This is a genomic window from Lysinibacillus sp. NPDC093712, assembly GCF_050280025.1.
Taxonomy (GTDB): Bacteria; Bacillota; Bacilli; order Bacillales_A; family Planococcaceae; genus Lysinibacillus.
Window position 1 is genome coordinate 533482 of record NZ_JBNNUU010000002.1, and the last position, 22403, is coordinate 555884.

At 37.6% G+C, this 22403-nt stretch carries 16 protein-coding genes; 5 read left to right on the top strand and 11 right to left on the bottom strand.

Features of this window, described 5'->3' with window-relative positions; genetic code table 11:
* Positions 1-27 precede the first annotated feature (27 nt).
* Together hemW and ACQKNX_RS10160 are read right to left on the bottom strand one after the other, a co-directional pair.
* On the bottom strand, positions 28-1173 hold the full coding sequence (gene hemW / locus ACQKNX_RS10155) for a radical SAM family heme chaperone HemW (RefSeq protein WP_427428770.1): 1146 nt from the start codon (positions 1171-1173) through the stop codon (positions 28-30).
* A 252-nt stretch (positions 1174-1425) separates the two neighbouring features.
* Positions 1426-1827, bottom strand: a complete 402-nt coding sequence (locus ACQKNX_RS10160) for a hypothetical protein (RefSeq protein WP_427428771.1) — start codon at positions 1825-1827, stop codon at positions 1426-1428.
* 480 nt (positions 1828-2307) lie between these two features.
* Between ACQKNX_RS10160 and ACQKNX_RS10165 the strand changes: the two genes are divergently transcribed.
* A complete protein-coding gene (locus ACQKNX_RS10165) occupies positions 2308-2958 on the top strand; it encodes a hypothetical protein (RefSeq protein ID WP_427428772.1) in 651 nt (216 codons plus the stop codon).
* Between the two features lie 173 nt (positions 2959-3131).
* Positions 3132-4400 (top strand): RNA polymerase factor sigma-54, encoded by a 1269-nt coding sequence (rpoN, locus tag ACQKNX_RS10170; RefSeq protein ID WP_427428773.1) that lies wholly within the window; start codon positions 3132-3134, stop codon positions 4398-4400.
* 234 nt (positions 4401-4634) lie between these two features.
* Here rpoN and hutH read toward each other — a convergent pair whose 3' ends face one another.
* The 8 genes from hutH to hutU form a co-directional block, all read right to left on the bottom strand.
* A complete protein-coding gene (gene hutH / locus ACQKNX_RS10175; protein WP_427428774.1) occupies positions 4635-6140 on the bottom strand; it encodes a histidine ammonia-lyase in 1506 nt (501 codons plus the stop codon).
* Between the two features lie 35 nt (positions 6141-6175).
* Positions 6176-7492 (bottom strand): Na+/H+ antiporter family protein, encoded by a 1317-nt coding sequence (locus tag ACQKNX_RS10180; RefSeq protein WP_427428775.1) that lies wholly within the window; start codon positions 7490-7492, stop codon positions 6176-6178.
* A 20-nt stretch (positions 7493-7512) separates the two neighbouring features.
* Complete coding sequence (locus tag ACQKNX_RS10185) at positions 7513-8682, bottom strand: hypothetical protein (RefSeq protein WP_427428776.1); 1170 nt, start codon at positions 8680-8682, stop codon at positions 7513-7515.
* 12 nt (positions 8683-8694) lie between these two features.
* On the bottom strand, positions 8695-9873 hold the full coding sequence (locus ACQKNX_RS10190) for a M20 metallopeptidase family protein (RefSeq protein ID WP_427428777.1): 1179 nt from the start codon (positions 9871-9873) through the stop codon (positions 8695-8697).
* Between the two features lie 16 nt (positions 9874-9889).
* The gene (locus tag ACQKNX_RS10195) at positions 9890-11053 is read right to left on the bottom strand and encodes a M20/M25/M40 family metallo-hydrolase (RefSeq protein ID WP_427428778.1); all 1164 of its coding nucleotides are present in this window, start codon (positions 11051-11053) and stop codon (positions 9890-9892) included.
* Between the two features lie 15 nt (positions 11054-11068).
* The gene (gene hutI, locus ACQKNX_RS10200; protein ID WP_427428779.1) at positions 11069-12334 is read right to left on the bottom strand and encodes an imidazolonepropionase; all 1266 of its coding nucleotides are present in this window, start codon (positions 12332-12334) and stop codon (positions 11069-11071) included.
* Between the two features lie 12 nt (positions 12335-12346).
* Positions 12347-13684, bottom strand: coding sequence for a YjiH family protein (locus tag ACQKNX_RS10205; RefSeq protein WP_427429185.1), 1338 nt, complete (start codon positions 13682-13684; stop codon positions 12347-12349).
* A 93-nt stretch (positions 13685-13777) separates the two neighbouring features.
* The gene (hutU, locus tag ACQKNX_RS10210) at positions 13778-15493 is read right to left on the bottom strand and encodes a urocanate hydratase (RefSeq protein ID WP_427428780.1); all 1716 of its coding nucleotides are present in this window, start codon (positions 15491-15493) and stop codon (positions 13778-13780) included.
* A 290-nt stretch (positions 15494-15783) separates the two neighbouring features.
* Here hutU and ACQKNX_RS10215 point away from each other — a divergent pair, with 290 nt between their 5' ends.
* Complete coding sequence (locus ACQKNX_RS10215; RefSeq protein WP_427428781.1) at positions 15784-17466, top strand: sigma-54 interaction domain-containing protein; 1683 nt, start codon at positions 15784-15786, stop codon at positions 17464-17466.
* Positions 17467-17692: 226 nt separating this feature from the next.
* Here the strand turns inward: ACQKNX_RS10215 and ACQKNX_RS10220 are convergent, their stop codons facing one another.
* Positions 17693-18559: a DUF5643 domain-containing protein gene (locus ACQKNX_RS10220; protein WP_427428782.1), complete on the bottom strand. Its 867-nt coding sequence runs from the start codon at positions 18557-18559 to the stop codon at positions 17693-17695.
* 496 nt (positions 18560-19055) lie between these two features.
* Between ACQKNX_RS10220 and ACQKNX_RS10225 the strand changes: the two genes are divergently transcribed.
* Both ACQKNX_RS10225 and ACQKNX_RS10230 read left to right on the top strand, forming a co-directional pair.
* Complete coding sequence (locus ACQKNX_RS10225) at positions 19056-20699, top strand: pyridoxal phosphate-dependent decarboxylase family protein (protein ID WP_427428783.1); 1644 nt, start codon at positions 19056-19058, stop codon at positions 20697-20699.
* Positions 20683-22380, top strand: coding sequence for a methyl-accepting chemotaxis protein (locus tag ACQKNX_RS10230; RefSeq protein WP_427428784.1), 1698 nt, complete (start codon positions 20683-20685; stop codon positions 22378-22380). The genes ACQKNX_RS10225 and ACQKNX_RS10230 overlap by 17 nt, the downstream gene beginning before the upstream one ends.
* The last annotated feature ends 23 nt before the right edge of the window (positions 22381-22403 follow it).

Here is a 22403-nt window from a genome sequence, read left to right on the forward strand (position 1 = left end):
TCCCACATTTTCTGTCAACGATATCGCTCAATCTTCTAGTAAAAATTGTTGAAAAACTTCATTTCCGACAAAACGCCCCTTGCGCGTAAGACGAATGCCCACTGTATCATGCTCTAAAAGACCTTCTGAAACTAGTTTATCAATGACTTGACCATAGCGGTGCATCATCGGCTCCTTAAATCTTTCTTCATATATAGCGTGTGCAATCCCTTCCGTTTTACGCAGTCCTAAAAACATTTGCTCTTCTCGCTGTTCCGTTTCCGTCACGACGTGCTCGTGCATAATCGGCAAATCCCCTGCACTTACAGCATCCATATATTTTTTTAAAGGGCCATGATTTGAATAGCGTATACCATTTATATAGCCATGTGCGCCTGCACCAAAACCAGCATATTCATCATTTTCCCAATATATTTTATTATGGGTAGAAGCAAAATCAGTTTTGGCAAAATTGCTAATTTCATATTGCAAAAGACCATGCGATTGCATTTCTTGCATGAGCACCTCATACATATCCGCTTCTAAATCTTCCGTCGGTAAGCTCAGTTTGCCTTTTGCATATTGGTTATAAAAAATCGTTTTTGGTTCAACTATAAGGGAGTACGCTGAAAAATGCGGTAGGTCAAGCGCAAACGCTTTTTCAAGTGAATCCTTCCATTGCTCCATTGTTTGACCTGGCAAACCATACATTAAATCGATACTTAAATTTTTAAACCCAACCTTTTTAGCAAGGGCAATGGTGTCATAGACATGTGCATTGCTATGTGTGCGGCCAATTTTTTTTAATAATTCTTGGTTGAACGATTGCACTCCCATACTTAGACGATTGACGCCGCCATCAAACAGAGCATGCATCTTTGCCTCTGATAACTCATCTGGATTCGCCTCTGATGTAAATTCTGTCACACTGTCCATCGGAATATACGTGCGAATCAGTTTGAGCAATGTCGTCAATTGTTCTGGAGATAGAGCAGTAGGTGTGCCACCTCCAAGAAAAATTGTTTCAATTTGTTTAAAACTATGCGGAAATTTTTCAGTAGCAAGCGCCATCTCCTTGCCGAGTGTTTCTATATATTCATCTACAGGTTGATTTTTAAAGTAAAACTTGTTGAAATCGCAATAGTTGCAGATTTGATGACAAAAAGGAATATGAATGTAAACACCTCGTGCCATAGCTATCCCTTCTTTCTAGTTGAGTTTTTCCATTTCCCCATTATAAACAAACGTTATAGAGAACGCCATGAATCCATCCAGATATATGAACGAACTGTAAAAATTAGTTTGTATAATGTTGATATAAACCTTCATTCATATGAAAAAACATGAACATCGAATTGATAGTATAAAAGAATCCATTAATGGTGACTTATTAGATCATTCAAATAAAAGAAAATAGCCACTGGCAAAAGGTCTAGAAATAAAATTTTATTTAAGAAGATCAATTAACTGATCCGTCATTTCTTCTGAAATGGTATAAGTGATGTGTGTATCATTGACCTTCATTATGGTACTTTTTTGTCCTTTTTCCCCTAGCCATAGATGATAACCTTGCATATTTGCTTCCGTAAAACTGACTTCTAAATCAAACTCAGGCTCAGCCATATCCGCTATTCCCTCTCTCTTAACAGCGGTTGAGATGGCATTGTTAAATATATCGAGACTTTCTTTGTCTTTATATACAGTAAAAAAATTAGCATTCACTTTACCAAACCCACTTGATTTAGAGATACTGACCTTTGAAATATTTACACTTTCATTTGATTGGCAAGCTATAACAATGACAGACAGGATACATAATGATAAAACAAATAATATAAATTTCTTCATATACACTCCCTTATTCCCATTATTTTACTATCAATTTTATACGAAACAAACCTTTTTACATTTATAAGTATTACTTTTTTAATTCATAGCATCAATATTGACCAAATTTAGCGAACAGCGTAAAATATAAATAGATTATTTCACCTATTCTGATATTTTAGGAGGGGTTTTAATAGCTTAGTTCCTTTAAAACTGGGGAACTTGGTAAAGCTATGATGATTTAATCGCTATTTTGTTTTTCTAAATTCTCATCATAACTTGAATTCTCCGTGCTCCATGTTCTATAGAACTTTCATTTACCCCTCTTCTGTCCAACAAATATATTCTAATAACAAACTGATATAGAATTACATATTTTCAAGTCTAATTGTATATAGCCTATAAATATTGTTACGAAGTGAGTAATGTATATACAACTTAATAGGTGAATTTTTCCTTACATCAGCATATGGATACATCTAGCAAAAGGAGGATGAAAGCATGAAACGTCTTATTTGTAGTATAATTGCTCTTACTTTTATTGGTGTAGTGAATGTGTTTAGTGTATCAACGTCCGCCGCTGAACTTGCTTTATCACAAGAACAAAAAGAAAAATACTACCAGCAATATTTAAATGATTTACAAGACTTACAAAGTCACTATATAGGACAAGAAGTTCTAAATGTCACTGTTGCTAACGTTGAATATTTTGAAAAAAACGGATGGATTGAGCCATCACAATTCAAAACAATTTTAAATGAAGTGATGACAAGTAAAATTGTCGTATCAAATGAAGCGCATTCAAATAGTCTTGCACGAAAAATTGTCACAAGTATTACAAAATCATTTAATATAACAAATACAACTGGCCATATTATTGGAAGAATCAATGCGATAGTTACGCCACAATCAGCATATGATAGTGACCGTGATGGAATGGTACTTACAAGTCCAGGCACAATTACAACTGCTAAAGGTTGGGGTGCGGGTTCTTGGAGCCAAACACATGCAGGCGTATCGCATTGGCCTCAAGGTCAGCCTTATACTCATTTCGGCTATAGTATTGCTGGCAACTACACTTACCAAGGTGTCGTTATCCCATTTACGACTAATTTTACAGTAAGCATCTCCAAAAACGGTGCTTTATATTAAATGAAAATTATTTTACAGAACGGCATTACGCCGTTCTTTTTTATGTAAATTAATCTTCTATAAAAATCTTTGTATAAAAGTAATACAGCAAAAACTAGTATAAAGTTGATATTTATCTGAAAATTCACTTAGTTTTATGATATGCTAATAAAAAGTGATAGACAGGAGGATTCATGATGGAGCCGATTTTAAAACTACAACAGCAACAGAAAATGATGATGACACCTCAATTACAACAGTCTATTGAATTACTACAATATAATACCCATGAGCTAGAGGAATTTTTATATGAACAACAATTAGAAAATCCGCTTATCGACCTACAAGCACCTACTTTTCAGGAGAGAGTTTTTAGTACTACCTATAACTCTGCTTCAACTATGCCCAACGAATTTTATACAAAGAGGGCGGAACCAAACTATCGTGAGGAGTTATTACAATTAGCTGCACTAACTTTTGAGGAGGAAGATATACGACTTACCCAAACCGTAATTATGCACTTAGATCATAAAGGGTATTCGCCACTACAGATTGGCCATCTTTCAGCACAACAGCATGATCGTGCAATTCAACTATTACAGCAAATTGGACCTCCTGGAGTGGGTGCACGTAATTTGCAAGAATGTCTTTTGTTGCAAATTGGAGAGAAAGACCATGATTTGCAACAGCTTATCCAAAGCGGTTTATCTCTGTTAGCTGAACGGAAATTCCTAGCTCTACAGAAATCGCTGCAGCTATCAAAAGAACAATTATCAAATTGCATTAATCGGCTACAACAACTAACTCCCATACCATGTACGATGAGCCAAGAGAATGATACGTTGTATGTAACACCTGACATTATCGTTTTTATGGAAGACGGGACATTCCATTTCAGCTTAAATGATGGCTCATTGCCGACAGTTCAACTCAATGATAGTTATAAAAACATTGCTTCTTACTTACCTAAATCTGAGCAAAAATATGTAAAACAACATTTTAAGCAATATAACTGGCTTATACATAGCTTACAGCAACGGCGACAAACAATTATTGCAATAATGTCCGTAGTTCTACAGCACCAGCAAGCATTTTTCGTTCATGGCCTACCTTCTTTGAAATCGCTTACCTTACAAGATGTTGCTACACAAATTGACATGCATGTTTCAACCGTAAGTCGAGCCATTCGCAATAAACACATACAAACGCCTGTTGGAACCTATCTTTGGAAAGATTTATTTTCTTCTAAAATAGACAATACGCATGCACAACATTCTCAAACGTCGATTTTGGAAATGATTAAAAATATTATTACAGCAGAAAATAAACAAAAACCGTTATCCGATCAAAAGATTGCAGAAATACTCGCGACCTCCCATCAAATTCAAATTGCGCGACGCACTATTAGCAAGTATCGGGAAGAACTAGGAATACAAGCAGCGAGCAAACGAAAGGAATTATAATTGACCACTCTAAATCGTATATTCAAAGTCTTTCGGAACGAGTGAGAGAGTACGAGAACGAAGACGTCCCTGTACTCTCTTTTTCTTAGATGACTTGATTTCTATTCCTGCAGTAGTCGTTCGAGGGGATAGCTTTAGTTAATTATTTGCATTCAAAAAATCCCGCTGATTACGGTAACCAGGTGCCTACGCGGAGTGCCAGTCACTCAAACAATTCCAACAATTCAAACATCTTTAGACAATTTCTAAAATATCATTACTATTCAATAAATAGTTTGCCAGTGCCTCTGTTTCTTCTCCAATCGCTTTATCCCCTTTTAAAGGTGGACAGAATGACCGTACGATATCTAAATACTTACGTGTAGTTGGTGCTAGTTGGTGCTCTGCTTGTTCTAAATAAATAGCTTGAGAAGCAGCGATTAATTCGATTGCAAGCACACGTGCACTATTATGCACAATCTGTCGCGCTTGCCTTGCCGCAGTTGTGCCCATACTCACATGATCCTCCTGATTGCCTGAGGTAGGAATGGAATCGACACTTGAAGGATGCGCAAGTACTTTGTTCTCAGAAACAAGTGATGCCGCAACATATTGCACAACCATTAACCCACATTCAAGCCCTGGATCGGTTGCTAAAAATGGCGATAGCCCACTTAATTGAGGGTTTACTAAACGTTCCGTTCTTCGCTCTGAAATATTCGCCCACTCGGCTACGCCTACCTTTAAAAAGTCCATGGCAAGCGCAATAGGTTGACCGTGGAAATGCCCACCAGATAACACTTCACCATTTTCTAACACAATCGGGTTATCTGTCGTCGCATTAATCTCTGTCTGCAAGCGTTGTTGAACATAATCAAAACATTGCCAAGATGCACCGTGAACTTGTGGCACGCAACGTAACGAATAGGCATCTTGCATACGAATGGCACCTTGTGTTGTTATCCTTTGGCTACCATTTAGCCACTGACGAATTCGATCACCAACTGTAGCAATTTCAGCATGTGGACGCACCGCTAATAAATCCGCATCAAATGCAGAAATAATGCCCTGTAACGCTTCCATTGTCAGACAAGCCGCCATATCCGCTACATAGCCAAGACGTTCTGCTTCATTAATTGTTATAACCCCAATGCCCGTCATCGCCTGTGTACCATTGATTAACGCCAGTCCTTCTTTCGCTTGCAGTCGAACTGCTGTTAAACCAACTTTTGATAATGCTTCCTGTCCAGACATCACTTCCCCATCTAACTCTGCCTTGCCTTCACCAATCAATACTAAAGCGATATGCGACAGTGGCGCTAAATCACCACTTGCGCCTACAGACCCTTGGGATGGTACAATTGGATGGACATGATGATTGATTAAATCTACTAATAATTGAAGCGTTTCTTGCCGAATGCCCGAGTATCCTTTGGCTAACGCATTGGCACGTAAAACCATCATCCCTCGAACAATTGTCGTTTCCAATGGCACACCAACCCCAACTGCGTCAGCACGTAGCAAATTCAATTGCAGTAATTCATTATCCTCTTCGGCAATTTGGACATCGCTTAGTTTCCCAAAGCCTGTATTTACTCCATAAATCGTATGTCCATCCGTTAATCTTTTTTCGATGCGTGCACGACTTGCTTGCACTCTTTCTAAAGCACTTGGTGCAATTGCAACTCGGGCATGCCCCTTCGCTATTCGATCAATTTGAACCCTCGTTAATGTATGACCGTCCAACTGAATCATTTCCATCTAACACCACACCCCTTTGCTTGTTACGTACCTTCCTATAAAACCATTGCAGCGATAATACCAAATATAAATAAAGGGATATTATAATGTAGGAATGTCGGTACACATGTATCCCAAATGTGATTGTGTTGTCCATCTGCATTTAATCCTGATGTCGGGCCTAGCGTACTATCCGAGGCAGGCGAACCTGCATCTCCTAAAGCACCCGCCGTTCCTATAAGGGCAGCTGTTGCAAGCGCACTAAAGCCAACTGCAGCACATAGTGGCACGAACACTACTGCCAAAATCGGGATTGTACCGAAGGACGTTCCAATACCCATCGTTACAAGTAAACCAATAAATAATAAGAGGATAGCCGTAATAAGTTTACTTTGCCCTGTCATACCAGTCATCGCTTCGACAAGCTCCGTAATGGCATTTGTTTCTTTTAAAATCGTTGCATAGCCTGAGGCAATGAGCATAATAAAGGCAATAACCCCCATTAACTTAACACCATTTTGAACTACGTCTTCACTATCTTTTATAAAGACGACACGGCCAACAAACATAATGATAATGCCAGATAGCGCGCCTAATACTAACGAGCTTAATGATAATTGAATGGCCAATGCCGCAAAAATGGCAACGATTGCTACCCAACCTTTCGCATCCAATGTTGCCTTTTTATTTTCTTTCTTTGCTTCTTCATAATCTTTAATATCTTCCTCAAGCTGTTGATATTCTCGAGGCTTACGATAAGAAATAAAGACAGCAATCGCTAATCCAACGAACATACCAATGGCGGGTATAACCATCGCTTTCGGTATTTGACTTTGTACAATGGCCATGCCGTTTGCTGTCATTTCATTGGCAATAATCCCTTGAAATATTAATCCATAGCCAACAGGAATCCATAAGTAAGGCATCTTTAAGCCAAACGTTAGGGCAGATGCCAATGCACGACGATCCATTTTTAATTGATTAAAGAAAAATAATAGTGGCGGTATTAATATTGGAATAAAGGCAATATGTACGGGGATCAGTGTACCTGATAAACACGCAATAATTGCCAATGCAAAAATTAAAATGTATTTATTCGGTTTTTCAAGTGACAATAATTTTTGTATCAGAATGTTTGCTAAGCCTGAATGCGCGATTAAAGCCGCAAAAATCCCTAACAATATATAACTTAAAGCCGTCTCAGACTGTCCGCCCATGCCACCAATAAAAATAGAAATCGTTTCAGCAGGCGATAAATTAGCAACAAGCCCTGCGACAATTGCCGCAATTAATAAAGCAAATAACACGTGTATGCCACATAAACTTAAAATGGACAACACAATGACTGAGATTAAAACAGGATTATCTAACATCTACATCCCCACTGTCTGTTTTATATTGTTTTAATCAAAATACTTGCAATAATAACACTTCCCAAGGTTACCGTCGTAAACCCTCCAACGAGCATTGGCGTTAAAATCTCATTAAAGATTTTTCTCTGCTCTTCTTCTGTTTTCCCAATGCTCCTACTTACTTCCTCACATACAATGTAATCACCTGGAAAGCCGAATGTAGACGTTAATGCGACAGGAATCCCGAGAAAAGGATTCACCTTCAATAACTTAGATCCTAATAATCCCCCTAACAAAATACCAAGTACCCCTACGAAAAGAATCGTTAAGACAGCAGGTAACTTATCAATAAACATCTCAAAAGTAATATCGTTCATCATCCCAATAATGATGAAGATAATGCCCGCCATCCCAACTGTAAAACTATTAGACTTTTCCATAACCCGTTCCGGATAAAATTTCACTAAGCGGCCTATAATGCCTATCGCCAACGCCCATAAGCTATACGGAATACCAGTATATTTGGCTAATACTACTGCAATCGCACCACCAATGAACAACATAAATAGTAATACTAAAGGAGTTTGATATTTTTTAGGTATTAATAAGTTTTCATCATTTTCTTGATTAAACGCAACATTATCAGAGGCTACAAATGAACCGTTTTTCATTTGCTCACTAATCGCTGTAGCATGTTTTCGCAATATTAAGTTAGCTAAAGGAATGCCAATTAACGATTGCAAAGCCATAATTAATGCAGGGATAGTCAGTAAGCTTGCAAACCCCAATTCTTTTAATCCCTCTGAAGTAATTAAAACAGCTATAATCCCCCCATTTAGAGGACCAGTCCCCGCAACAGCTGTTTGATAGTCAAAAAGAACCGTCACAATCGTCAAAATAAAGAGCGAAGCGAAAAACATGCCCATAATAGCAATTAATACAGCCCGCCATTGCGATCGAATCATACGTAAAGGTATTAAAGTACCCATATGAACTAAAATAGGAGCCGTTCCTAATAAAGCGCCAACTGTTAAAAATGTCGAGTTTTCAAGCAAATCTTTCGGAAATATTCCAAGCCACAATAAAATCAAATAGCCCATCATCGCCACAAAAAGCATTGGCACTCTTGCTTTACTAATAACAGAAATGATTTCTCCTAGCGCAACGAGCCCTAAAATAATCATCGCTGCAATAACAGGTTCTTGAACCATTTAATCTCCCCTTTAACTATTCAATGTTAAAGCTGTATGAACAAAAAGTTTTAAGCCAATTGCTAATGAATCCTCATTAACTGCAAACTTAGGGTGATGATGAGGATAGTTTAATGTTTCATCGTTAAAAGCTGCTCCAATAGCGATAAATACACCAGGCACTTTTGTTAAAAAAGCCGAAAAATCTTCTCCACCCATAAACGGGCCTATGTGTAAAATGGTCTCTGGAGTAAAATGCTGTTGTATAACCTCTTCCACTACGGTAGTTAATTGTTCATCGTTTATAACTGATGAATAACCGTCATGATAAGTTAATTTATAATCAGCACCATGTGCAGCAACGGTATGTTGAACTAGCATTTCTATTTGTTGGGCAATGCTTTCTCTCACTTGCTGCGAGAATGTTCGCACACTCCCACCTATTACTAAGCGATCTGGAATAATATTTTTCGCACTGCCCGCATGAAACTCTGTTACCGCTAGTACCGCTCGCTCTTGCGCATCAATTTTTTGCGGAATAATTTGATGTAATACATTTGTAATTTGCGACCCTATTAAAATCGGATTAATAGAATCTTGAGGTTGAGAAGAGTGCCCTCCCTTTCCGATTATTTCTAAGTCAAATGTATCTGAATTGGCTGTAAAAGGTCCTGCACAAATGCCTATATTACCTGTCGGAAGTGTTGAAAATAAATGCAATCCTATAACGTGATCTGCACCATCTACTACACCAGCTGCCACCATTTCTTTCGCGCCACCTGGAAATAATTCCTCTGCATGCTGAAAGATGAATCGAATTTCTCCTTTTAATGATTGCTTCAACGTAGATAAAATTTTAGCAGTGCCTAGTAACATAGCGGTATGTCCATCATGTCCACAAGCATGCATAACACCTGCAACTTTAGAAGCGAATGGTAAATCTGTTTCTTCTTGAATCGGTAAAGCATCCATATCTGCTCTTAACGCTATACAATTTCCTGGTAAATTCCCCTTTAAAACAGCTAACACACTTGTCTTTGTCGGCCTCGTTACGACTAAATTACCAAATGAAATTAACTGATTGTAAACAAAATCTGCGGTAGCATATTCTTCATACGACAGTTCAGGATTTTCATGTAAATATCTTCTCCACTGTAAAATTTGCGGTACCACTTGCTCTATTTCTTTCGCTACATTTAAAGTGCTTGACATGTAACACTCTCCTCCTTTAATTTTTATGGCGCTCATACCACTGCTCAATTAATGCCGCTGTTAATCTACCAGTATTGACTAAGTTTTCTATACTAATATTCTCTTTAAAAGAGTGAATATTCCGAAATCCATTCCCGAGCGTAATACACGTCAATCCATGTTCATTTAATACATTCGTATCTGCACCTCCCAATGTTTTCGTTAAATAGGATGAAACACAAATATTATTAGCTGCCTTTTTTACAGTTTTAACGAGATCATCTTCCTCAGAAATATTAAATCCAAGATACTTTTCTTCAATGCGCACCTCGACAGTACCTTGATGTTTCTGTGCTGCTCTTTCCATCGCTTGTTGCATATGTTTCAATTGTGCATCCAATTTCTCCTTTGAAAAACTTCTTACTTCGCCACCAAGAGTGACTGAACCTGGTATTATCGACGTAAGCTCTCCACCACTTATAATCCCTATATTTGCCAATGTTTCACTATCAATTTCCCCCAGCTCCATTGATAACAGCCCTTCGGAGGCAATGATAAATGCATTATTTCCTGCTTCTGCATTGAGCGCTATATGAGCGGCATTACCTTTAACAGTGAACCAAATTCTGCTACTGTATGGACCTTGTAAAATGATTTGGCCAACATCCCCGCTACTATCAAAGATATAGCCCTTTTTACTTTTAATCTTGTTATAATCCATATATTTTGCACCTACTAAACCTGCTTGTTCATTTACAGTTAAAATGAATTCAATCGGTCCATGTGGGACACTACTTTCATTAATCGCACGCATCGCTTCGATATAAGAAGCAAGTGCCGCTCGATCATCCGCCCCTAAAATCGTCGTACCATCTGAATAAATAATCCCATCCTCAATGATAGGCTTGAGGTTTTCTGTTGGTAACACCGTGTCCATATGCGTAGAAAAGAATAAAGGTGGAATCGCATCATCTGTTCCTGGATGCCAAGCAATTAGATTTCCAACTTCACCATTAAAATGTTCATGTGCTTCATCAAATGTTAATTGAAAGCCAAGCTTCGGTAACTCTTCCTTTAAATACGCCGCTACTAGACTTTCCTTGCTACTAGGACCATTAATTTGAGCCATTTCTAAAAACAATTGCACTAATTTATCCTCATCTACATGTGACGCCGCTTTCGATGCAAATTCAATTGTCATTACTAGTTCTCCCTTCTAACTGAATGTACTTTCCATTGCCCATGACCCTTTACTGATGACAACTTGCCCTCTTTTAATAACCGTATCAACAATATTCGTCCCAAGTTCATATGCTACATGCTTATAATTTGGCACATCCCATATTTGAATATCTGCCATTTTTCCAATTTCTAATGTCCCTCTATCTGTAAGATTGAGAGCCTTTGCAGCCATTTTTGTCGCTGCCTTAATGGCTTCCTCTACCGAAAATTGATAAAGTCGACATGCTAGATTTATAACAAAGGACATAGAAGTTGTATAACAAGCAGGGCACATATCTGTTGCTAGCGCTATATGCATACCATTATCGAGCATTTTCCGAGCATCAAATGGTTTGTTATGGGCAACGGCAAAATCTAATGCCGGCATTAATACACCTACGACTCCCTCTTGCGCTAGTTGTGCCATAACGGTCTCCGGTGTGTAATTGAGATGGTCAATGGAAATCATTTTCATACGTGCAGCTAAATCTGAACCACCGATATACGAATAGGCATCCGCATGAATTTTTGGTAATAATCCATGTGCTAAGCCCGCTTGTAAAATACGCTCGGATTCAAAATCAGTAAAATAGCCTTCATCACACCAAACATCACAAAACTCTGCTAAATGATGTTGAGCTACTTGCGGAATCATAACATCAACAATTTCATTCACATACTGTTCCTTTGTTAAATGATCTGGAATACCGTGCGCACCTAAAAATGTATTGACTACATCAATGGCTGTCTGGTCATTTAAACGTCGACCTACACGTAAAATTTTTAGCTCACTTTCTAGTGTTAAACCGTAGCCACTTTTACTCTCTACTGTTGTTGTCCCATGTTTGAGCATCGTCATTATTCGTTTTTTCGCTTGTTTAAAAAGCTCTTCCTCAGAAGTATCTCGCGTAAGTTCGATTGTTCGATTTGGTCCAGTCGTTATAGCAAGCTTTTTTAAATTATCTGCAATGTCACCAGTGAGTTTAGCAGCATACTCCTCTACTCGACTACCATGAAATACGAGATGTGTATGTGCATCAATATAGCCAGGCGCCACTACTTTCCCACTTGCGTCAATACTGTTATTGTTATCAACTACATAGCGTTGTACAAGCTGTTGATGGCTACAAATATCGATGATTTTTTGACCGTCTATAACGACTGCTTGATCTGTTAAAACCTGAAAGTCTTGCATGTTGTCACCAGTACAAGGCAATATTTGTGCTGCATTTTGAATTATCATGTCTGGTCTTTTTAACACATGACCACTCCTTTACAATAGTAAATAGGCGATAGGCGTGACGATAATGAGCGTTAAAACTGTTCGTACAAACCATACCGCAATCATTTTGCCTAAAGAAATGGGAATTTCCGTTGATAGAATACAAGGAATTAATGCAGAGAAGAAGAGAATAGCAGATATCGATAACGTTCCAACAATAAATCGCGTTTCTATTGCACTATCAACAGCAACAAGTGAAGGTAAAAACATATCGATTAAGTTAATGACGGCCGCTTTTGCCACAATTAGTGGCTCAGCCATTTGCAGCAAATAAGTAATAGGTACAAACAAATAGGCTGCATAATCAAATATAGGCGTGTTATTGACAAGCCATAGACCGATTAACCCTATGGACATAATTGTTGGCAAAATTCCCATTGCCATCACTAAGCCGTCTTTCACATTGTCCTTCATACTTTGCCACAGATTCGGCGCATTTTCAGCCGTCTGTAACGCCTCTCTCCATGCACATTGCAAGCGCTTCTCCTTTACAATTTTCTCCACATCCCCATCCATCTGGTTGTAATAGTCCGTACTCATATTACGAATAGGCCAAATCCTAACACTAATGGCTGTTACTAAAAAGGTCACGAGGAAGGTCACCCAAAAATAAAGATTCCAAATATCCATTAATCCAAGAGTTTTTGCAACAACAATCATAAAGGTAACTGAAACTGTCGAAAATCCTGTAGCTATAATGACCGCTTCTTTTGTTGTATACTTTCCTTCCTTATAAATGCGGTTCGTAATTAATAAACCGATGGAATAGCTCCCGACAAAGGAAGCAACTGCATCAATAGCGGAGCGACCAGGTGTTTTCCAAATTGGTCGCATAATCGGCTGCACTAAAATACCGATAAACTCCAGCAAGCCATAACCGACCAACATAGCTAAAAATATGGCACCAATTGGAACTAAAACACCGATTGGCGTAAGTAATGAATTGTACCAATAGGGTCCCATATCTGCTGCTAACAGCCAGCTCGGACCAATTTTGAAAACAACTAAAACGGAAGCGATAGCCCCCACTATTTTCAATGTAGAAATGACTATTTCGACCACGGATCGATTCCACGTTTTTTTATAAAAAGGGTAAACAGCACCAGCAACAACAATGACTAAAATATAATAAACAATGACTGACGAAAACTGCGTCCGGATAAAGGTTACTAAATGATCGAGCGGTATTGTCCTCTTACCATTTAAGGTAATAGAGATAAAGAACATGAAAATGCCTAACAAGCTAAAAGCAAAAAATTTGTAGATGGCTGATTTCTTATAATTAGGAGCTACGTCAACTAGAAGACTATCAAAATCCACAGGTGTCATATCTGCTTTTTTCATGTACATTCCTCCTTTTTAATGAACAAGAGGCCAGCGTTTCTCATTAGTTATTGCACCAGCCTCTTTTCCACAAATACATTACACTTTTTCTTTTACTAAATCTTTCGGACCAAATGTAGCAGTTGGCTCCCACCATAATGGGATTTGAATGCTTTCATCGGTTAATTTCCCTTTACCATTCGCTACATCTTTTGCTGTTTCATAGCCCGCTTGTGCATGACGTACAACCCCTATACCAGAATCTACTGTCATCGCTACTTCTAAGCGCATATCCGATTCCTCTGTTCCATCAGCAATCATCGTCACACCTGTATGAACGGCCTCTCCCATTGAATAGTTAGCTTGAAGAGCAATTAAATCACACATACCCACTGCATTTAATAAGCCATTTAAAACTGGCCAGTCAGAAATTAAATCTCCGCCATCCTTCATATTTTCAGATTCAAACGTTGGATTGACTATGGAACCAGAATCTAAATTATCGCGAGAGAAAGCAACAGGTCCACTTAACTCCCCTCGACGAATCATATCGTTAACTTCCAATGCGAACTTTTTACGCTGTCCAAAGCCCATATAACAAATACGAGCAGGTAAAGCCTCTATCGGAATATGCTCCTTCGCTAGCTTTATCCAGCGCGTAACAAGTAAATCATCACTAAATTTTGCTAAAATCATATCGTCAATTTTACGTAAATCCTCTGCCTCGCCTGACATGCAAATCCAACGAAATGGCCCACGTCCCTCGCAGAATAATGGACGAATATATTCTGCTACAAATCCAGGTAAACGCTTCGCCTCTTTCTCATCAAATCCAGCATCAATACATTCTTTACGAATACTTGTGCCATATTCAAACGAGTGTACACCTTTATCAAGTAATGCTATTAATGCCTTCAGCTCGCGAATCATCGTATGGCGTGCTTTTTCTAAGTATGCTAGACGATCTTTATCACGTAGCGCGTCTGCCTCTTCGACACTGTAGCCAGCTGGTAAATAAGCGATCGGGTCATGTGCAGGTGTCATAGATGTTGCAATATGTGGTAGGAAGCCAAGTTCTAATGTTTTTTCGAAAACATCTGCAGCATTACCTACTACCGCTATGCCAAGCGCTTCTCCAGCAGCTGCTTTCGTTTTTGCTAGTTCAATAGCCTCTTCTAATGAATCTACAACAACATCAATAAAGCCCTTTTCAATACGGCGTTTAATAATGTCGATATTGGAATCACATAAAATAGCTACACCACCATGCATTGTCATCGCACGTGTCTGGTTGCCACCCATTCCGCCTGCACCAGCAGTCAATAAAATTTTCCCAACAAGTGAATCGTTATAGTGCAATCGCGCAATTGCCGAAAGTGTTTCAAATGTCCCTTGAATGACACCTTGTGTACCGATATATTCCCAAGGTGCCGCTGTATAATTGGCATACATCGTTAAGTTCTTTTCTTGTAAATCATAAAATGTTGGCCAATCTGCCTTCATAATATTTGTCGTCGCCATAACAACAGTTGGTGCATATTTATGAGTTTTAAAAACAGCAACTGGCATCCCAGACTGCACAACAAGTGTTTCATCATCTTCTAAATTTTTTAAGGAATCTACAATGGCATGATAGGACTCCCAGTTACGAGCTGCCTTCCCAATACCGCCGTATATCACGAGTTCTTCAGGTTTTTCAGCATTTTCCATATTATTTTCTAGCATTCTTAAAATAACTTCTTGACGCCAACCTTTGCATCGTAATGTATTTCCTCGCTGAGCCTTTACTGAATATAAAATTTCTGGTTTTGTCATTGAAAATTCCTCCTTTTTTGTGACTACACACTTTAATAATGCAAATAGCGTGCCAACTTTTAAAAACACAAAAAAATTTTTATAAATTGTGATATTCATAGCGTTTCTAAACTGTAGTACATAAACATTCGGCTATGGTTATTGTAACGAAATGGAAAGTGACTGCAGATAATTTTTGCACCTCAACAATATTCTGTATATTGTTTTTATTCAGAAAATATTTATGATACGATAAAGGACAAAGCAGATAAATTTTGCATGCAAAATAACGAGAGAAAGTAGGTTTTTGTATGATTAAGGAATTGCAGCGTTATACAGCATTTTTAGGCGCGAATATCATTGCACTAGACAACTCATTCAAGGTGAAATGGTGGCATTTCAATGAAAGTATCTCGTTACATATTCAAGCTGATATGCCAATAGAAACCTTTGCTGCCATTGATGTGACAAGCTTGCATCAGCCGCAACAATTGCAAATACAAGACCAGCTTCTATCTTTTACAATAGAGCCTTTTTGTTTTCCAGAGCAATTTTTTATTGTTTCCGTAGAAAATTTAGTAGAATTCCAGTATTCATTACAAAATAAAGTTTTTGTCCTAGAGGAAATTATTGAGCATTTAGATGAAGGGATTATTGTGAGCAATGAAGATGGGGACATTATTTATTACAATGAGGCACTTGCTAAAATGGAGGAGCATAAAAAAGAGGACATGCTTGGCAAGAAGCTGTGGGATGCATACAACTATCAAGATCGTAGACTATCAGAGCATAATCATATTTTAAAAACAGCGAAACCAATTTATACGAAATACAGAGCCCATGCCTATTCAGAAAATGAACCTAAATTTGTAGGCTACAGTTCGTTCCCTATTCAAAAGGATAATAAAACAATTGGTGTTTTTTCAATTACACATACGGAAAAAAGCTTACGCAATCAATTACAACAAACATTGGATTCCAAACGTGAAACAATGGAGGTACCAGAAGAGGTCAAACGTAATAACGGTACGATTTACACATTCCAAGATATAAAAGGAAACAGTCAAGAGCTCCTTCAAACAATATCTGAAGCTAAAAATATTGCAAATTATAATACAGATACATTAATTGTTGGTGAAACTGGTACAGGTAAAGAATTATTTGCTCAAAGTATGCATAATTTAAGCCCTCGCGTAACAAAGCCCTTCGTTGCGATAAATTGTGCCGCCATCCCTGTTACGCTGTTGGAGAGCACGCTTTTCGGCTCGGTTAAAGGGGCATTTACTGGTGCTACAAATCAAGAAGGTCTTTTTGAATATGCAAAAGATGGGACACTTTTTCTAGACGAAATCAATTCACTACCAATGGAGCTTCAACCAAAATTAATGCGTGTCTTACAAGAACGTGCTGTTCGACGTGTTGGCAGTAATACACTTATCCCTATTGAATGTACTGTGTTTAGCGCATCCAATGAAGATCCTGAGCTACTTACTGTTGGCGAGCGAATGCGACTTGACCTATTTTATCGCATTGCTCATTCAAGTATATATATCCCCCCACTGCGTGAGAGACCAGAGGATATACTTTTCTTCATCCAGCATTTTTTACATAAAAACGTGCTGAAATATATGAAGGCAAATATCACCATTAAACCTGAACTTTATCAGATACTTATTGCCTACGATTGGCCAGGTAATGTACGTGAACTGGAGCATTTAATAGAAAACCTCGTAATACAAGCAAGCTCTGACAGCGAAATTACAGAAGATATGCTGCCACGATATTTGAAAAATAAAATATCCATAAAAGGAGCCCCTTCAAAAAAACGCCCTTTTAAAGCACTTATGCATACAAATGAAGAGCAATACATTCGAAAAGTGCTGCAACAGTGCGATGGAAATATATCAGCTGCCGCGAAACAATTAAATATTTCCCGACAATCTTTGCAGTACCATATGAAAAAACTTGCAATTCAAAAAGAAGAGCTCATATAAAACAAAAAGAGACTGGGACAAAGAGAAAGTGTTAGATTGATTGCATTCAATCTAACACTTTTTGCTGCGCCTGATGTCCGCTACGGCGGTTGCTTTCTGCGGACACACTAAATTGTTTGAGTGCCTGGCACCGCCCTCCCAGGAATCGCCGGTTAGACATGAGAAATCGCCTGTGTAAACCCTGGAATCGCCGGTTAGACTGGAGAATCGCCGGTGAATGTAAAATTCATTTCCCACGAATTTTGATAGCTGGCCCAAGTTCAATATCCCCTGTCGTAACAGGAATTAACTTATATGTTTTATCTGATAAATATTGTGCATCAAAGCGAACTCCCCACTTTGTATGCGCTTCATTCAATGTATATGAAGAGTCAGGACGCCATATTTTTCCAGACTCAGTTAAAATTTTAAAGTCAATGGTTTCATTCAATATTTCCTTAGTTTCAAAATATACCGTAGTAGAAATCGGTGTAGAAACAACATTCCCTACTTTAATTTCTTGTCCGTCATTCAGCTTAATAGTTTTATTAACAGCGATTACTTTTCGATCCTCTTGCAATTGCTTTTGGGAAGCTTCGATTTCAAATGTCCAAGGCTCCTCGATTGGTTTTTCCCAATTCCAATCGTTATAAAGAATTTTAAGTTGCAGTATTTCATCTTTCGGTAAATCACGCATCTTTACGCTGCTATAGATTGTATAGGTTGATGCTGACTGTGCAATGGTCTGGCCCCCATTTCGAACCATATAATCTTGACCATTCACTAGTACTTGTGGAAAGAAAAATACTTGATAGTTGAAATTCATTCCTTTTGCTGGCTCAAATGTTGCATTTAGTAAGAGTTGATTATCATCAATCATCACCTCATTTAAGGTCAATTGCCCATAATCATTTTTAGTTGTTTTACCTACAAGTGTTTTATAGGCCGAAAAATCCGACTTATCATTTTTACTAAAAATAGAGGAGACGAACCGAGTACTTGCCAACATTACACCGGCAACTACTAAAACACTTACTACAATAATCACCCATCTTTTACGTTTTCCACTTTTTCCAAGATAGTCGACTTCATGTACTTGTGGCTCAACTGGCAATTAAACACCTCCCATTTCAAAATCTATCGACGTTTTCTCCTATTATTTATTGTAATAACGAGTTATGCATTATATAACCAACAACCCGCATTACAAAAAATTAGAGGTTTCTCAGATAGTCTAAAAAGCATCTATGACAATAAAAAATAAGTAAAAAGTCTCATAAGAAAAACAGTAATTTATTATGTTATTTTTTCATAGCTAAAAGTATCTATTTTACATTTAATTATATTAAGAAAATATTAATAAATCATTTTGGCAGGACCTTCGTTGGACTATATATTAATAAAAGTTAAAAAACAACGTAATCTTCTGTTAGTAAATCATTCTTCAAATATAATAAAAATGTTTTCAAATAATTTCAAATAGTAGAATTTTAATATCCTAGTCAAATATGAATATATTTTCCATAAGAATATGTTATTATGGCTTTAGTAAATTGTACTATTATTATCTAAATAATGGTGAAATATGAACTAATAAAGGATGATGCAAAATGAAGAAAATTCAACAACTATTTCAAAGTGAAGATGGGAACAGCTTACAAAGGGAAAACTTTTTATCACTAATAGAGCAAATTGTAACTTCATTAGATCAATTAAAAGACCCAAAGAAAACAACGCTTGGACCAATGCAAGAACGTTCAGCTACTTTCTATAAAGATCTTATGCAAGAAAATCAAGTTCCCACATCAGGCGTTGGTCTTGATCAGGTCGTTCAAGACTTAACACAATTAATGCAAGGTCATCCTTATCATACACGCAACTTTGTCACAAATGTTTTACCAATGGCTAGTATCCCTGGTGTATTGGGACAGTTTACAAATGCCTTACTTAATGGCAACAATCTGTGGGATGTATATGGACCTGCAGCAGCGGAAAGTGAAGTAAAAGTAATCGCAATGATGTCAAAATTAGTTGGCTATGATTTCACAGAAAGCTTCGGTTATACAACATGGGGAGGACAAGGAGCGGTTTTTAGTGGTTTACGTCTTGCCATTGCTAAACAATTCCCTCACGCTAAAGAGGAAGGTGTCCCAAATAATTTATATTGCTTTGCTTCTGAAAATGCCCACTATAGCTTATTAAAATCAATTGAAGCAGTTGGTATTGGAAGTAATCACTTAGTACGTGTAAAAGCAGGAAAAGACCAATCGATGGACATAGAAGATTTAAGAAAACGCATGACGGAAGTAATCGAGAATGGTGGTATTCCAGTTTACATCGTAGCGACTACAGGTGCCACAGATCAATTTGCTATTGATGATGTGCAAGCAATTAAGGAAGTTGCAACAACACTTGAACAAAAATACGATCTAAAACAAATACATATCCATGCTGACTCTGCTTTAGGGGGTTTTTACGCATTTTTCAATGACTATGACTTTAAGGCAAACTCACTGCAATTCGAGGATGATGTATTACAAGGCTTAGAACAAATTCACCAACGTATGCAACATCTTGCAATAGCTGATAGTCTTTGCTTCGATTTCCAAAAACTTGGTCAAACACCGTATTTAACAAGCCTTTTCTTAATAAAAGATGGGAAAAGTTTACAACTGTTAGATATTGACGATTTTGATACACCATATGTAGGCAATAGAGGCTATGGCTCATATCATACTGGTTATACTTTAGAATGTTCTCGAATGGGTAGTTCAATTGCTATTTATGCTGCCTTACAAGCTTTTGGTAAAGAAGGTTATCAACAAATATTAGCTAACTATGTCCGTGTAAATTTAGCATTCCGTACACAATTAGCTGAGAAATTACCAATGCTACAAGTAGTGAATGAAGCAAATATCGGGCCAGTAACAGCCTATAGACTATATCCAAAAGGCTTTGATTGGGCATCTGAACAAGTTGGAAACTACACACAAGATCAAATCGAGTACATTAATGGCTTAAATGCTTCTTTCTTTGAGATTTTAGGTGAAGATCGCGATGAAGTATTTTTTGGTGACACAACACGTGTCTGCACTGTTAGCGCGAGCGATACAAAACAACAAGTTCCTGTGGCAGCAGCTAAATTCTTTTCAATTTCACCGTACACAGAGACAGAACATATTAGTGATATGATTCATTTCCTACAACAAAAAGTTGTAGTATTGGAGGATTTACAAGTTGAGTATATTAAGTAAATTTAAGAGTTCTTTACTCTATAAATATATTGCAAGTTTAACGATCCCAATCGTTATTATTTCAGTAATATTTAGTATCATGTTATTTACGGTTTCCTATAAAATCATCGATAATTTTGTTATCAAGCAGTTTGAGACATCGTTAGAGGTGATTTCTAGTAATATTTTCGAGGATATCGATAAAAATAAAATAAAAGCAGCAGATAACGGTATTAAAGACCAATATGAAAAATTATTAAAACAATTAAATGGTACAACTAAAAAGTTTGATATTGAAAATGCCTATATACTTTCACGTGCTAATGGCAAGGAGCATATTGTGGCATTAAGTAATAGTGATAATTATCAGCAAGACTACGTTTTCGATCCAAAAATGCATGCTGCATTAGATACAGGTCGAACACAAATTAGTGATATTTATGAAGATGAATATGGTATTCATAAATCAGTTTTTATCCCATTCAACAATACTGATATACTTTTCGGCTTAGATATGGATGCATCATTTATATCTGAGCTACAAACTCAAATTATTTGGGTTTGCATCATCATGACAATTATTTTTGTGTTATTTGGTGTCGTTGTGGCTTATTTCATTAGTAAAAGTATTATAAAGCCAATTAAAAATATGACGAGTTATGTTGATAAGGTTGCAAAGGGAGATTTAGCTGTTGAGCCACTGCCAATCAAAGGCACGAATGAAATCGCCCAACTTTCAGATGGCATCCAAAATATGACGGCTGATTTACGTACGCTCATTCAGCAAATTGCGGAAAATGCAGAGCAAGTTGCCGCCATGTCAGAAGAATTAACTGCCAGCTCCGAGCAAACGAGCGCATCTATTCAACAAATTACATCTTCTATGCAGGAAGTGGCTGCGGGCTCAGAAAAACAAACATCTTCCATTGAAGAAGTGGAAAATCATATTACAATGATTTCGACGAAGATGTCCGATGTTGTTGATAGTGTCAATGATGTAACAACGAAGGCATTTAGCGCATCCACTATTGCCGAAAAGGGCAATACCACAATTCAAAGTGCTACAGAAAAAATGGCGATTACATCTGAGGCCATTCATAATACTGCAGATGTTGTAAAACGCTTAAGCACTTATACGAATGAGATTGGTGATATCGTTTCACTTATAAATGAAATTACAGACCAAACCAATTTACTTGCATTAAATGCATCTATTGAAGCAGCACGTGCTGGTGAACATGGTAAAGGCTTTGCGGTTGTAGCTGAAGAGGTACGTAAATTAGCAGACCAATCACTTACAGCAACCAATAGTATTCGAACACGCATTGAAACAATTAAAGAAGAAACTGCTCAAGCAGTGAAATCAATGGCGATTAGCAGTAATAACCTTGCTGAAAGTTCTACTACTTTTAACGCTTCAGGGGAAGCCTTTGGCGACATCTATTCACATATTACAGAACTTACGCAAGAAATGAATCAGGTTAACAGCATCATTACGAACATGAATGAAGGAGTTAGCAATATCGCTAATTCTGTTGAGCAGGTTGGTGTTGTAGCCGTTCAAGCATCTGGAAACATTCAAAATGTCGCAGCTGCTTCCGAAGAACAATCAGCAAGCATCGAAGAAATTACTGCTTCTTCAAATAATTTAGCTGAAATGGCTCAACAACTACGAAACATCATCCAAAAATTCAATCTTTGAGTGCCTTCTTTGAGTGCCTGGCA

Excerpts from the sequence above, each read along its gene's own strand:
- ACQKNX_RS10160 (WP_427428771.1), bottom strand. The coding sequence starts at position 1,827 with ATGAAGAAATTTATATTATTTGTTTTATCATTATGTATCCTGTCTGTC.
- ACQKNX_RS10205 (WP_427429185.1), bottom strand. The coding sequence starts at position 13,684 with ATGACACCTGTGGATTTTGATAGTCTTCTAGTTGACGTAGCTCCTAAT.
- ACQKNX_RS10190 (WP_427428777.1), bottom strand. The coding sequence starts at position 9,873 with ATGTCAAGCACTTTAAATGTAGCGAAAGAAATAGAGCAAGTGGTACCG.
- ACQKNX_RS10215 (WP_427428781.1), top strand. The coding sequence starts at position 15,784 with ATGATTAAGGAATTGCAGCGTTATACAGCATTTTTAGGCGCGAATATC.
- ACQKNX_RS10185 (WP_427428776.1), bottom strand. The coding sequence starts at position 8,682 with ATGGTTCAAGAACCTGTTATTGCAGCGATGATTATTTTAGGGCTCGTT.
- ACQKNX_RS10195 (WP_427428778.1), bottom strand. The coding sequence starts at position 11,053 with ATGACAATTGAATTTGCATCGAAAGCGGCGTCACATGTAGATGAGGAT.
- hutU (WP_427428780.1), bottom strand. The coding sequence starts at position 15,493 with ATGACAAAACCAGAAATTTTATATTCAGTAAAGGCTCAGCGAGGAAAT.
- hemW (WP_427428770.1), bottom strand. The coding sequence starts at position 1,173 with ATGGCACGAGGTGTTTACATTCATATTCCTTTTTGTCATCAAATCTGC.
- ACQKNX_RS10225 (WP_427428783.1), top strand. The coding sequence starts at position 19,056 with ATGAAGAAAATTCAACAACTATTTCAAAGTGAAGATGGGAACAGCTTA.
- hutH (WP_427428774.1), bottom strand. The coding sequence starts at position 6,140 with ATGGAAATGATTCAGTTGGACGGTCATACATTAACGAGGGTTCAAATT.
- ACQKNX_RS10165 (WP_427428772.1), top strand. The coding sequence starts at position 2,308 with ATGAAACGTCTTATTTGTAGTATAATTGCTCTTACTTTTATTGGTGTA.
- rpoN (WP_427428773.1), top strand. The coding sequence starts at position 3,132 with ATGATGGAGCCGATTTTAAAACTACAACAGCAACAGAAAATGATGATG.
- ACQKNX_RS10180 (WP_427428775.1), bottom strand. The coding sequence starts at position 7,492 with ATGTTAGATAATCCTGTTTTAATCTCAGTCATTGTGTTGTCCATTTTA.